The 12,749-nt window shown below is 57.9% G+C and carries 13 protein-coding genes and 1 pseudogene; 2 read left to right on the top strand and 12 right to left on the bottom strand.

The genetic code is table 11. The features are described from left to right. The 3 genes from EN780_RS15815 to EN780_RS15825 all read right to left on the bottom strand — a co-directional run. Positions 1-521, bottom strand: a 521-nt coding sequence (locus EN780_RS15815) for a class I SAM-dependent methyltransferase (protein ID WP_128274656.1), incomplete at its 3' end; no start/stop codon positions are given. Between the two features lie 149 nt (positions 522-670). Next, a protein-coding gene (locus tag EN780_RS15820; RefSeq protein WP_127391629.1) for an IS3 family transposase occupies positions 671-1,860 on the bottom strand; the annotation gives its coding sequence in 2 pieces (ribosomal slippage) (positions 671-1,611 and positions 1,611-1,860; 1,191 coding nt in all). Between the two features lie 67 nt (positions 1,861-1,927). Continuing rightward, entirely contained in the window at positions 1,928-2,752 is an 825-nt protein-coding gene (locus EN780_RS15825) for a class I SAM-dependent methyltransferase (protein ID WP_187331203.1), read from the bottom strand. Positions 2,753-2,968: 216 nt separating this feature from the next. On the opposite strand from EN780_RS15825, the pseudogene EN780_RS15830 reads away from it, so the two are divergent. Then, positions 2,969-3,993: pseudogene (locus EN780_RS15830) on the top strand (IS481 family transposase). An 80-nt stretch (positions 3,994-4,073) separates the two neighbouring features. Here EN780_RS15830 and EN780_RS15835 read toward each other — a convergent pair. The 9 genes from EN780_RS15835 to EN780_RS15875 form a co-directional block, all read right to left on the bottom strand. Continuing rightward, positions 4,074-5,585: a glucosyltransferase domain-containing protein gene (locus EN780_RS15835; protein WP_128274657.1), complete on the bottom strand. Its 1,512-nt coding sequence runs from the start codon at positions 5,583-5,585 to the stop codon at positions 4,074-4,076. Continuing rightward, positions 5,579-5,959: a GtrA family protein gene (locus tag EN780_RS15840; RefSeq protein ID WP_127391634.1), complete on the bottom strand. Its 381-nt coding sequence runs from the start codon at positions 5,957-5,959 to the stop codon at positions 5,579-5,581. The genes EN780_RS15835 and EN780_RS15840 overlap by 7 nt, the downstream gene beginning before the upstream one ends. After that, positions 5,949-6,899, bottom strand: coding sequence for a WxcM-like domain-containing protein (locus EN780_RS15845; protein WP_127310548.1), 951 nt, complete (start codon positions 6,897-6,899; stop codon positions 5,949-5,951). Before EN780_RS15845 ends, EN780_RS15840 begins: the two co-directional genes overlap by 11 nt. Continuing rightward, positions 6,896-7,834, bottom strand: a complete 939-nt coding sequence (locus EN780_RS15850) for a glycosyltransferase family 2 protein (protein ID WP_210212306.1) — start codon at positions 7,832-7,834, stop codon at positions 6,896-6,898. Before EN780_RS15850 ends, EN780_RS15845 begins: the two co-directional genes overlap by 4 nt. After that, on the bottom strand, positions 7,831-8,961 hold the full coding sequence (locus EN780_RS15855) for a DegT/DnrJ/EryC1/StrS family aminotransferase (RefSeq protein ID WP_127310550.1): 1,131 nt from the start codon (positions 8,959-8,961) through the stop codon (positions 7,831-7,833). Before EN780_RS15855 ends, EN780_RS15850 begins: the two co-directional genes overlap by 4 nt. A 190-nt stretch (positions 8,962-9,151) precedes the next feature. Beyond that, the gene (locus tag EN780_RS15860) at positions 9,152-9,892 is read right to left on the bottom strand and encodes an ABC transporter ATP-binding protein (protein ID WP_127310551.1); all 741 of its coding nucleotides are present in this window, start codon (positions 9,890-9,892) and stop codon (positions 9,152-9,154) included. 7 nt (positions 9,893-9,899) lie between these two features. Continuing rightward, on the bottom strand, positions 9,900-10,691 hold the full coding sequence (locus EN780_RS15865) for an ABC transporter permease (protein ID WP_127310552.1): 792 nt from the start codon (positions 10,689-10,691) through the stop codon (positions 9,900-9,902). A gap of 63 nt (positions 10,692-10,754) precedes the next feature. Beyond that, positions 10,755-11,090, bottom strand: a complete 336-nt coding sequence (locus EN780_RS15870) for a hypothetical protein (protein WP_127310553.1) — start codon at positions 11,088-11,090, stop codon at positions 10,755-10,757. Between the two features lie 275 nt (positions 11,091-11,365). Continuing rightward, positions 11,366-12,289, bottom strand: coding sequence for a class I SAM-dependent methyltransferase (locus tag EN780_RS15875; protein WP_127310554.1), 924 nt, complete (start codon positions 12,287-12,289; stop codon positions 11,366-11,368). A gap of 148 nt (positions 12,290-12,437) precedes the next feature. Between EN780_RS15875 and EN780_RS15880 the strand changes: the two genes are divergently transcribed. Continuing rightward, on the top strand, positions 12,438-12,749 hold a 312-nt coding region (locus EN780_RS15880), incomplete at its 3' end, for a TylF/MycF family methyltransferase (protein ID WP_245499982.1).

Below are 12,749 nucleotides of genomic sequence, written 5' to 3' on the forward strand. Positions count from 1 at the left end.
AACACAGAGAAAGCAAAGGCGAGATCAAATTTAGTATCGCCGACCGGCAGCCTTTCGGGCACTCGCTCGGACTGCACAAAATGACCAAGCATGCCGGCCTCTTTGCAGGTCATGAGCGAATTTTCCCATGCGTCGACGCCCCAGAGGCGATCCGGATCTGAGAAGAAGTACATCATCCGCATGATGCGCCCGTAGCCGCATCCGAAGTCGAGGATCGTGGAGCCGTGAAGCGGCTTTTGAGTATGGCGAACGGCGCAGCTCTCAACGATCCGCGTGAAGGCAAGGGTCTGCTTCAGGAGTTCAACGCCACTTGCACCCGTCCAGGTGGTCTGTATTTCTGGGCTGGCCATGCGCGGCAGTATCTTCGAGAGCGCTGGGTATTCTTTGTTCGGCAAGGAAATTACGAACAGCCCGAAGTCGTCGAGGCTTAGCTTTCTGAGCGCGGCGAGGGCCTGTTCAGGGCTCCCAGTTTTGGCCGCGATATGCTCCGCCTCTGCCAGGTACGGCAATGTGTGTTGCATACTTCCTCCGGATCGCCGAGGCCTTGTTAGCAACGGTCGATCAACTAGACTAGGTATGGGCCGGTGTCACCAGGCCCGCCAGTGTTTTTTCACAGTGGCCAAGTCGCCTTCAGTCAGTAGCGCGTGCGATCTGACGTTGCCCCCAGTTTTTATCCAGTTTTGAGTTCGTTTCCGGCGTGGGTTTTGCCCTGCTGGGCGGGTGAAGCGACGGGCGCTGGCGCGGAGCCTTTGGCATAGCGCAGCGCGAGCGACCGTCGCGGATTGAAGGTGCTGGCGAACTCGGCCGGTGTCTGCCAGGCGATTTGGGAGTGCGTCCGCGCGGTGTTGTAGTCGGCGCGCCACAGGGCGATGGCTACGCGCGCCTGAGCCTGCGAGGTAAACAGCGTCTCGTTGAGTAGTTCATCGCGCAGTCGGCCATTGAAGCTCTCGATGAAGCCGTTCTGCATCGGCTTGCCGGGCGCAATGTAATGCCATTCGACGCGGTTCTGATCCGCCCAGGCGAGGATGGCGTTCGAGGTGAACTCGCTGCCATTGTCGCTGACGATCATCCTCGGCCGGCCACGCTCGGTGATGAGCCGGTCCAGTTCGCGGGCAACCCGCATGCCCGAGAGAGATGTATCAACGATGAGTACCAGGCACTCTCTCGTGCAATCGTCGACGACGGCCAGGATGCGCAAGCGACGGCCGTCGGTGAGCTGGTCCGATACGAAGTCGAGCGACCAGCGCTCGTCGGGCCTCAGCGGCACAAGCATCGGCGCCCTGGTCCCGATCGCCCGCTTGCGGCCGCCACGTCGGCGAACGGCGAGCTTCTCCTCCCGATAGAGGCGGAACAGCTTCTTGTGGTTCACGACCAGGCCCTCCCGCCTCAGCATCACGAGCAGGCGCCGGTAGCCGAACCGGCGACGCTCCTGCGCGATCGCCTTCATCCGTGCGCGAAGCTCGCGGTCGTCGGGCCTGCTGGTCTCGTAGCGAACCGTCATGCGGCAACCGCCGATGGCTTTACACGCCCGCCGTTCGCTCATCCCGAAGCCTTCCTTCAGGCGAGCGACAGCTTTCCGCTTGGCCGCGGGCGTCACCATTTCTTTCCCACGAGATCCTTCAACGCGGCATTGTCGAGCATGGCGTCGGCCAGAAGCCGCTTCAACCGCGTGTTCTCGTCCTCCAGCGCCTTCAGTCGCCGAGCCTCGGAAACATCCATCCCGCCGAAGCGGGCCTTCCAGTTGTAGATCGAAGCATCACTGACGCCGTGCTTCCGACACAGATCGACGACCGAGACCCCGGCCTCATGCTCCTTCAGAATTCCGATGATCTGCTCTTCAGAAAAGCGGCTGCGCTTCATGTCCTGGTCCTCTTCGATGGGCCAGAACGAACTTCAAACCGGATTAGACTACAGGGGCAAGGTCAGATCAGCCAAGGGTAGCCAACCGATCATTCTTGTTGATCACCAAGACATCGTGATTGTTTGCCCATCCGCGCTCGATGTACGAGGCGCGCACGCCGGGAATTGTGTCGGCGATGTCGAGAACAGCGGACGGCTTCGACAGCGATAGGCCATAGTCCTCCACGCCGGCAAGGGTGGTGTATCGCGAATAGCCGAAGCCGGTTGTCTCGAACTCTCGGCGAACTCGCGCCTCATCCACGCCGCCGTGAAACTTGGTATTTTTCCCAGTGAAATAGCCATGGAAGGTGGCGACAAGAACGCCGTGATCGCTCAGATGGTCGGCAAGGTAGTGCAGCCATGCATCCGTTCGCCGCTTGTCGACGTGAGTGAAGAGCGACCCGACCCAGATCATGTCGAGTTTTTTTGGCAGATCAACCTGCAGCAGGTCAGCCTTTGAGTGTATGGCTTTCCCGCCAAACGCTCGGGCGCAAAAGTCAGCCCCTTCGGCATCAATGTCGCAATAGAAAAGCTCGGCATTGGGAAAGAGCTGCCTAAGGTGCCGGCCAACGCGGCCGTGGCCGCAAGGCAAGTCGAGAACCGTCATCACCTGGCTGCGCCACGAAAGCGAGAGGCCTGTGAGAATGGCCTGCACGCCCGACTTCCCGACGTTGAAGTAATGTGACGGACCAGTGTTGTACATTACATCGTTTGGGTGAAGTTCGGTGCTGACCGCTCTATTAGCGTAGTCTGAATAAAGGGTTGCAATTTGCTCGAAAGTCATTTTGGTTGCCACCTGCTGCTGTTCACAGAGCGCCTTGTAAACATAAATTGCATGCCTTGCATTCAACATGTCGTGCTCGACGTGGCGGCGCTTCCGGCGCCTGGGCGTAGACGATGGCTGCATGCACTGGGATCTGATCAAGGTGCTCTATTGCCAGCCATGCCGGGATGCCGGCCGCCCTGATCGCAACCTTCAGTTCACAAACCGCGCCGTGACGCCGGACAAGCGCTGCTAGATGTTTGATCCCGGGCTTTGATGGAGCATCCTTGTCTTCCGAATCAAAAGATGCGCTATGGGCAAGTTCTGCATGGGAGCGCCACAACGACAGAGGCGGTCCGTCGAGCGATACAGCATAGTCAAGAGAGGCTGAGGACGCTGGCCAAGCGCCATCGGGATCAACTAGAAGACGGTTGCGAAGTGGAAGAGGCCAGCTTCGGTCGCCGATCTACCGACGGTCCGAAGGAACCGAGTTCGACGGTGCTCTCGATTGAGGAAGAGGCGGTCATTGTTGCTTTCCGCCGCTACACGCTGCTGCCGCTCGACGACTGCCTCTATGCGCTTCAAGCGCCCATCCCGCACCTGACGCGATCTTCATTGCATCGCTGCCTGCAGCGCCATGGCATCGGCCGGCTCCCGGATGTCGAGGGCGACAAACCGGCGAAGAGGAAATTCAAGAGCTACCCGATCGGCTACTTCCACATCGACATTGCCTAGGTCAGGACCGAGCAGGGCAAGCCGCAGATGTTCGTCGCTATCGACCGCACCCTCGAGTTCGCCTTCGTCGAGTTGCACGAGAAGGCCCCCACAGCCGTATCAAGAGACTTTCTAGTGCGGTTAATCGCGGCCGTGCCCTACAAGATCCATACCGTGCTTACCGACAATGGCATCCAGTTCACCACCCCCTATGCCGGTGGCTCGGCGGTGCCGCTGATCAAAGAGGCAATCGCAAGTGGCGAGATATTCCGCGCTCACGCCTTCGAATACGCCTGCGCCAGGAACGACATCGAGCACCGCACGACCAAGGCCAGGCATCCGTGGACTAACGGCCAGGTCGAGAGAATGAACCGGACTATCAAGGACGCCACCGTCAAGCGCTTCTACTACGAAGCCACGACCAACTCCGCACCCATCTCGCCGACTTCGTCGCCGCCTACAACTTCGCCCGCAGGCTCAAGACCCTCAAGGGTCTCACGCCCTACGAGTTCATTGCAAGGCGTGGGCGTCACAACCGGAACCTTCAAACTCAATCCGCTTCAGCAAATGCCGGGACTAAACATCTGGCGAAAGCTAAAGCTAATGAAATGCGTTAGTTCTTTGAACCGGCGAGGCGAGGAGAAGCTGCGCCATCCCTCGCTGAAGGACTTCCGTGAGGGAACCAGTTGCGGTGGCTTCAACGGTTAGCCGCCCTTTCGAGGGCTTGCTGATTTGGGTAGCTAGGTGTCTCGCCGAGCCTTATCAGCGCGATGTCGTCCTTGATTTCCACACTGCCGGGAGCAGGCCAAACCGGCATCGTTGAAAGACGGATAATTGTTCGGTCGACTTGATCCGGCGTTGCGCCGTTCAAATTGGAATAACCCAGCAGTTTCATGTAGTAGGCAATCCGCCAGGAATTGCCGCCGTCCCATTCGAAGAAGGAGTATCCCACCGTTGAGCCGGGCGTTCTTGGATATGTGGTCGCAAATGGCTGCGAGCCGAAAACGCTGATGGCATATGTGCGTTTTGCGTCATACCCCGGTGTCGTCGACAATCGGTTGTAGATCGAGACGGCAAGAAGAGTATCGTGCTTGTCGAGTAGGTAGTTGGATGCCTGGCGAGAATTCTGGATGACCTGGATCTGGAAAAGCGCCACCGCCAGCAATATCGCCGACGGGACCTGAATCCTGGGATTTTTGCTCGTCACAGCTACATAGGCAAAAAGCCACACCGCGATCGGCGCTCCAGCCAGACTTCGGGTGGGCATGTTTCCGGCGGCGAGGAAATGAAAACCGAAGGGAACGAGTAACGAAGCGAAGGCTGCTGCCGTCAACAGCAGTCTTGGACGGGCGGTGTCCTTAAAAACGGCCAAGCCACCCAGCGCGAGCAGTGGCGGAATCGCCCATAGCGCAGCACCATAGGTGGCAAAGTCGAGGCCGTACACGCCTTTTACAGCGTTCAACACGCGCCCAATGACAGTCGCCGGATGTTGAAACAGAAAGCTCAGTTGGAAAAGAGATTCGAAATACTCGTTTCTCCCGGTGACAAATGACCTAAAGATAACGTCGCCGAGTTTGTAGAGCAGCGTAGCGCCGACCAGGAGGACTCCCATCCGAAACAGGTCCGTAGGAAATGATTTGCTGGCGTCAGATCGCGCCCGAAGAACGGAAACCGCGATGCCCAGTACAAGTATTCCAGGCGCAAAACTCTGATAAGTCGAAACCGCGAAGCTGCCGGCGACTATTGCGCATAAGAAACGCAGGCTGAGGACCGAATTGTCCCCTTTGCTAACGAGCCAAACCGAAAGAGCCATCGCGAAAAGACCGATCCCGATCGTGGCAATATTCGAGTAAAACTCGACCATGAAGAACCATGTCGGGAAGCCGCAGAAAAGCGCAAAACATGCGTACTCCGCCGCGGAGAGCTCGTGCTTGTCGATGATGTCCATGACAAGGAGGTAGGCACCAACACAGCCCAGGCCAAAGATGCCTGGTGTGAGGAAAGGTATGATGGGATTAGGAAGGATAAATGTCTCGATGAGGTAGGCGCCCCAGCGCCCTTGGATAATCCAGATCGAGGCCTCCGTTCTGAAGGCTGCGACCTCCTCATCAATCGATAGTTGGAAGGAAGTCAGTTCAGAGAAATACATCACGGCAAAGATCGCGAAGAGATTAATTGCCGGTCGGATGGTGCTTGTTCGCGTCAGCATGGTCTGCGGAGTATCCACCGAGAAATCAGGAAGTTGAGGACGGTCGTCGTGGCAAGGGTCATGAAGAACGCGACAACGGTGTTTTGCAGAATGCCTTCGAGAAACTGAAGGGTAGTCAATCCGATCACAAACACGACAGCGATCGAGCCGCCGATGGCCAGCCTGTCGGCAATGCCGGTACGACCGCCGGGAAATACGCGGTCGGGATAGAACACCATCGCAAACGCTAGGCCCGCCAGCCAGGCAATCGCGTAGGAAAGGGCCGATGGGAGTACGGTGAGGCCGGCGAAATAGACAAGGCTGGTCAGCGCGGTGTTCAGGCCGCCGGCGACAAGAAAGCGGATGGCATCCGCGCCGATGCGATCAGCTGCCATCCCGCCCGACCACAGCGAGGAAATCCGAATAGTCTCTGATGTAGTCGGCTGCATCATACGGATGTGAAGCCATGACCAACAGGACAGTATCGGGCTGGAACTTGTACTGAATGCCCCAAATTCCCGGGGGTAGATGAAGGCCGATCGACGGATCAGACAACGACACCTCTTTTCTGTCATGACCGTCATCGACGACCACCGAAAGCCGGCCATGGGCCGCGATCAAGAACTGATGACACTGGCGATGCGCATGTTCCCCCCTGACCTTGTCGGAAGGGACCCCATAGACCAGGAACGTGCGCGCCGGCCTGAAGGGCAGGTTCGAGCCGAACTCGAGCGGAGCAAGCTCGCCGCGCAGGTCGCTGAAATGCGGCAGCCGCCAGAGCTCGCAATCGCCAACGCCAAGTGGCATTCTGTCGCCAGCTGCATTGGGGATCGCTTGTGTCACCACCGGTTCCACTTGCGGGCCGGTCTGATAGCCGATGATGATGGCTGGATTTCCAACCACCACGGCATTGGCGGGGACGTTCTTGGTCACCACCGCGCCGGCGCCGATCATAGCCTGACGGCCGATGGTTATGCCCGGCAGAATCGTCGCGTTGGCGCCGATCGACGCGCCATCCTCGACGGTCGTCAGCAGAAACGTTTCGGGGTATTCCTTCGAACGGGGGAAGCGATCGTTGGTGAACGTCGCATTCGGGCCGACAAAGACGCGATTGCCCAAGCGAAGGCCGTCCCACAATTGGACACCGCACTTTATGGTCACTTCATCGCCGATGATCACATCATTCTCGATGAAAACATGGTCGCAAATGTTGCAATTCGAGCCGACCACGGCGCCGGGTAGGACGTGGGCAAACGCCCAGATGCGGGTTCCTTCGCCGACGTGCGAAGTCTCGCAAATGCCACGGTCATGAACAAAGAACGGTCTGTCCGTCATTTGGATGTTCCATCGACGACGCGGCTTATGATTCTGAGCGGGCGCGATTTGGTGTTTTCAACAGCGCGCCAAAGGTAGCAGCCAAGAATGCCCTGCACCGCAAGGCTGGCCGATCCGAAACCGGTGATCAGCAGCACCAGCGTCGTGTAGCCGGCAGGGTCGATCTTGCCAAGCAATCGGGCAACCACGGTGACGAATGCGAATATCAAGCTTAGTGCGCAACCGACAATGCCCGCCCAGAGCGTCAGAACGATCGGAAAGTCGGAAAACGAGAATATGCTGTCCATCATGTAGCGGAACCTGCGTGCCATGCTCCAGGCGCTCTTTCCATGTTCTCGCTCGCGGCGGCGATAGGCTACGAATTCTCGCCTGAATCCCACCCAGAACAGCTGCACAACAAGCGAACTGTTCGGCTCTTCAATCGACAGGATCGATTCCAGCACCTGGCGATTGCAGGCGAAAATATCGACCCCGCCACTCGGCATGCTGGGCAGGACCAGCTTGCGGTAGGCAGCCCAGAAGGCCTTGGACAGAAAACGGGTCAGGGGCGGATCATCGCGCCCGACCCTGCGGCCAAAGACGACATCCGCCCCGTCTTTCTCCAGTATCGAAAAGAACTCGACGATGAGTTCCGGCGGTTCCTGCAGATCGGCGGCCATCGCGGCAACCTGATTGCCTGAAGCATGTTCGAGGCCGGTTCTAATGGCGGTGAAGGAGCCGAAATTGCGGCTGTGGAAGATGATCTTGTAGACATAGGCGGAGTTCTTCAACTCGGTGACCAGCAGGGCGCCCGATTCATCCGGCGACCCGTCGACGACGAAGACAAACTCGATGTCGCCTTGATACATGGAATGGAAATTAGCGATCGCTTGCAGAAGGGAGGGGATGTTCGCCTGATTTCGATAAATCGGGAAAACGATCGAGCGTGTTGTCACATTGCCTCCCATTCGCCGAGGGCCAGGCACACCTGCTCTATCTCGTTATTCGTCATGTCGGGATAGCAAGGGACGGAACAGAGTCGGCCCACGCTGGCTCTTGATACAGGGAGGTTCTCAATTCCTTTCATCGGCAAGTCCGCCCAGCCGACCTGGTCGCAATCCAGCACAGGGTAGTGAATTTCGGTATCCACGCCACGCTCTTTCATGAACGCTCTGAATGCATCCCGATCGTCACAGAGGGCCACGGCGAGGTGGGCGACAGCGCCGTCGCCTCCGTTCAAGAATTTCACCCGGCGCCTGGCGACGGACTTGTATCGGTCCAGGATGGCGCGGCGTTGTTCATTGCGATTGTCCACATCAGGGAGCAATACATCCAGTATCGCGGCCTGGACCTCGTCCATGCGGGAATTTCGCCCTCCCGGGATGCCGACATGATACTTTGAAGTCCAGCCATACTGTTGCAACTGTCGCACTTGTCCGGCGAGTGCAGGATCAGAGGTGAGGACCGCGCCGCCGTCACCCATCGCGCCGAGATTCTTGGTCGGGTAAAAGCTGAAAGTAGCGATATCTCCAAGTGACCCGGCCATATTGCCGCCGATACGAGCCCCGTGCGCCTGAGCGCAATCCTCGACGATCGGAATGTGTGAGAGGCCAGCCAGTGCAAGTCCAGCTCTGATGGCCCGGACATCGACGACACCGCCATAAAGGTGTGTAACGACGATTGCAGCGGTATCTGCGCAGACTGCTTCCTGCACTGACTGAACACTTACGAGCTGGCTGGCCGGTTCGATGTCAACATAATGCGGAATGAGATCGTTGTGCCAGCAGGCGCAGCTGGCATATCCCCCAGCGTTGGCCGTCATGATCACTTCGCGGCCGCGTGTATCGCCGAGTCTGGCGACTGAGGCCAGGGCGAGCTCAAGGGCGTCCGTTCCGTTGGCCACAAGGACACAGTCCGACACCCCTACAAACTCCGCAAAGTTCGCGGCGAATCTTCTTCCCGTGCTTCCGTTGAGCCACCACCCGGAACGCAGCGTGCTGGCTACTTCGCGGTCGATTTTGACCTCGTAGCGCTGATATAGGCGCTTCAGATCATTCATCGGAACGGCATTTGGCTTCGTCATCAACAACTCAAGAGTCTAGCGTAATTCATCTGGCACGTTCGCGAGTCTGTAAGTTCAGCAGCCGCTAACGTAGCGAAAATCTTGCATTGTGGGCGTAACAGAGTACTGGAAAGAAGTGGCACAAATATTGGGATTCTACCGTCACCGCAACAGGCCCTGCGCGCCGTTGCTCACGAAGAGCGCCATGAGCCTAGGGTCTTGCGACTGTCCCAGCACGCTTGGCCGGCTCCATCGTTAGGGATTCCACCCGACCACTTCTTAGCGTCAGTCTCTTGGTGCATACGCTTTGGATAAGGCCTTCGCTATGACTCGCCAGAACGATAATGCCGGCCCTTTCCGCAAGTTCGTCCATGCGCCTCTTGGCCTTCTCCTGGAAAGAGGCATCGCCGGCGCCTATCCACTCGTCCATCAACAGAATCTCGGGATCGAGCGCGGTCGCCGCCGAAAAGGCCAGTCGCGCGGCCATCCCTTGGCTGTAAGCCTTGAATGGCAAATCGATGAAATCCCCGAGCTCGCTGAAAGCAATGATGTCCTCCATCTTCTCTTCGATCTCGGCTTCCGTCCACCCGCTGATCAGTCCACGCAAAACGATGTTCCTGCGACCGGTGGCCTCGCGACGAAAGCCTATGTTGATGTTGAACAGAGCGTCGACTTTTCCTTCTATCGCCACGTTTCCGGCGGATGGCTCGTAGATGCCGTAGAGCACCTTGAGAAGGGTAGTCTTGCCGGCACCGTTCGGGCCAACCAGCCCCAGCCGGTCGCCGGCCTTCAATTCGAAACTGACGCCGTCGAGCGCCTGCACGAACTGCTTTCTGCCCGAGCCTTCGATTCTACCGCCTGGCCTGCCCACACGCCGATCCGGCGCGGAAAGCGTCAGCTTTTCGTGCAGTTTGTAAACAAGGCCTACGTTGTCCAGCTTGATAGAAACCATCGAAAACTCAGATGATGAAGATGATTTGCCTGCGATAACGACCAAGCAGCAACAATGCAATCATCCATGTAGCCAAAGACATGACGATCGTTACAGTGAACGCATGAGCTGGAAATTCTCCCTTCATGATCGGCAAACGGACGATCTCCAGAAAATAAGTGAACGGATTCCAGTGGTAGGCGTATTTCTGGACACCCTCTTGGCCGTTATACACCCAGAAAACGGGTGTGAAGAACATGCCGACCCGCAATAAATTGCCAACAATGAACTGGCTGTCGGGAAAGAAAGCTCCGAGAAACGCGAATACGGTGATCATTGCGGGCGTGACCAGCAGTATCAGGAGCAGTCCTGCAACTGACCATAGCCACGGAGAGGCGATCGAAGGGCCGCTCAAAAGCAAAATGGCAACGCATCCCGCGATCGCATAGCCCGCCCTTATCGAGGATTGCAATGCCAATCGCATCACATACACAAACAAAGGCAGCGTCGTGCCTTCGATGAAGCTCTCTTCGCGCTGAAAGAGCGACACGCTCAAGGACATGACTTCCATCAGGTAGAACCATACCAGGAGGCCTATGGCGACATAGGCAGCATAACCCGCTGCATCCTTGCCGGCGGGCTGGAACACGAAAACGAATGTGCCTACGAACGCGACGTAGTTGACCAGGAGCCAAAGAGGGCCGAGCGTCGTGCGTCTGTGCTGGTCGCCGATGTCCTCGTGGGCAAGCGCGATCCACACCCGGTGCAATCTCATAGCCTTGCTGATGTCGTCGACGGCGCCGTTAAATACTGCAATCATCGCTGATGGTGTCGCATTTTGTTTCTGGGATTCATAGCTGTGATGGAGCCGCCGGAGACCTCTTCACATCGATTGCGACACGCATATGGCAAGGCGCTGCGTCGTAGTGAAGCTGCCAGCGATTCGCAAAGCGCACATCGGGATATGCAGTACGATCTCCCGTTCCTTGCCAACCAGACGAAGTTCGCCGCCGATCCAAAGCACATCACGACGTCGGATCTGCGGTCGGTCATCCGACGAGACGCGCAGACCGCGGCGGCAGGGCGACGAGCTGGTTGATGACACATGCTTGAGGCCCACCGTTGCCGAAAACCAGGCGCTGGTCAGAGCACTGCGCGTGCCTGTCAGGTGTTTTTGGCGTGCAATGATGGATGACAGGCGCGATGCTGTTCGCCTCATGCGACCGGCGTTTCCTGGCTGCCGTTCCAGCAGTGTGCAAGGGGCCCGACTGCATCCACACCAGCGGCGGCGGTATACCTGACATGTCGGGCGCCCGGGAGCTGGGGTAGGGGCGGAAAGGCTGCTTGTGACCTGTCCTGACTTTTCCGGCTTGGCGATCCATCGTCCGCAGTGGGCTGGATCGGAGCGGTACGTGCGGCGTTTCAATAAATTTCGTCCATGACACACCCCGGCAACTTGCTTCATCGTCGGCTCCAACTGCGCTCATCGCGACTTTAACTTGCGAAGCGACGTTTGATGCGATCGACCATCGCTCGTACTGGGGCGGATGCGCGCCAGGTCGTGCTGGAGGTCATGGCGGCCACGCGGGCCTCCGCGTCCAGGCTTGCCTTCCGCATGCGTTCAATCTCGTCGACCAACTGCGAATTGTCAGAGCGCAGGCGCTCCAGTTCGGCATGGATTTTGGGCGAGTGCACGCTGGCTATATGAGACCATAGCTGTCGTTGTGATCGGTCCAGGTAAGTCTCCCGGTCCAATGCGTGGGGCTGGAGCTGATCCCGGACTGCAGACGCAAGCCTGCCGAGGCCCATCACGGCTACGGTGTCTGGAAGGAATACAGTCGCGTGAGTGGTGCCGAGATGATCAAGAAAGCGCTCCGCATTGACAATCGCGTCGGCGATCAGGTTGGCGTCGTGCAAGCAAACGATGCAATTCGGTTCCATGAGTGGCAAAACGCCGACAAAGTCCGAAAAACAGGCCTTATCGGTATGCTCTCCGTCAATTAGCGCAAGCGTGGCCTTGGGGTCGATCGCCTCGGGACGCACATCGGAGACGTCACTATCTATCGTGGTCAGTTTGGCCATTGCAGCGGGCGGAAGCAAATCCGAGAGCATGGCGACCATTCGGGCCGCCGAGTTTTCTGGGTAGTGAAAGACCTGGGCGCGCTCGTCTGGCTGGGCCGCAGGCCGCGGATCGACTGATACCGCGACTTCGCAGGCCGGATCGATCAGGTGCGGGAACAGGCTGCCGCCGAGATGTGAGCCAACCTCAAGGTAAACATAACGGCCGAACACCGATCGAGCGAAGTTCTGCACCCGCAGGAAACTCGTGCGGTCACTGAGGGTGGTCTCAGTCTTGACCTGGAAAACGGCAATGTCGAGCGTTTCGATCATGCCCATCGCTTGATCGGCGGTTGGCATTGGGGTGGCTCCGTTTAGCAATGGGTTGCGGCTGGCTTGCACAGCGCTGTTGGTTGGCCGTCGCAAAGTGATTGTTCAGTTGCACTTCGGCTGGATATCCGCAACAGCATATTCCGATTCGAAACCGAAGTGGCTTGAAAGGTCGATTGTGAACCGTCTCTATACAGATCTCCTCATCAAGATCATTGCCAATACCATCTACAGCTCCGGTTCGCAGGTGATTGACCCCTCGAAGGTGGGAGAGTCGACCCCCTTTAATCGCGAGGATCGCCTCCTGGGTCGCGATTGGCCGACAATTGCTCATTCTATGGCGGGTGTGAAACGTTTGACGAACGTGCGTGACCTCGTCCAGCGAGCCATTAATGAGAACGTGCCTGGGGATTTCATTGAGACCGGCGTTTGGCGCGGTGGCTGCAGCATCCTCATGAGGGGAGTACTGGCCGCCAATGAGTTAAAAGAC

The organism is Mesorhizobium sp. M4B.F.Ca.ET.089.01.1.1 (genome assembly GCF_004022605.1).
GTDB classification, from domain to species: domain Bacteria; phylum Pseudomonadota; class Alphaproteobacteria; order Rhizobiales; family Rhizobiaceae; genus Mesorhizobium; species Mesorhizobium abyssinicae.

Coding starts and splice junctions, on each gene's coding strand:
- EN780_RS15855 (WP_127310550.1), bottom strand. CDS start 8,961: ATGACGAAGCCAAATGCCGTTCCGATGAATGATCTGAAGCGCCTATAT.
- EN780_RS15875 (WP_127310554.1), bottom strand. CDS start 12,289: ATGCCAACCGCCGATCAAGCGATGGGCATGATCGAAACGCTCGACATT.
- EN780_RS15865 (WP_127310552.1), bottom strand. CDS start 10,691: ATGATTGCAGTATTTAACGGCGCCGTCGACGACATCAGCAAGGCTATG.
- EN780_RS15870 (WP_127310553.1), bottom strand. CDS start 11,090: ATGAGGCGAACAGCATCGCGCCTGTCATCCATCATTGCACGCCAAAAA.
- EN780_RS15860 (WP_127310551.1), bottom strand. CDS start 9,892: ATGGTTTCTATCAAGCTGGACAACGTAGGCCTTGTTTACAAACTGCAC.
- EN780_RS15840 (WP_127391634.1), bottom strand. CDS start 5,959: ATGGCAGCTGATCGCATCGGCGCGGATGCCATCCGCTTTCTTGTCGCC.
- EN780_RS15825 (WP_187331203.1), bottom strand. CDS start 2,752: ATGTTGAATGCAAGGCATGCAATTTATGTTTACAAGGCGCTCTGTGAA.
- EN780_RS15845 (WP_127310548.1), bottom strand. CDS start 6,899: ATGACGGACAGACCGTTCTTTGTTCATGACCGTGGCATTTGCGAGACT.
- EN780_RS15835 (WP_128274657.1), bottom strand. CDS start 5,585: ATGCTGACGCGAACAAGCACCATCCGACCGGCAATTAATCTCTTCGCG.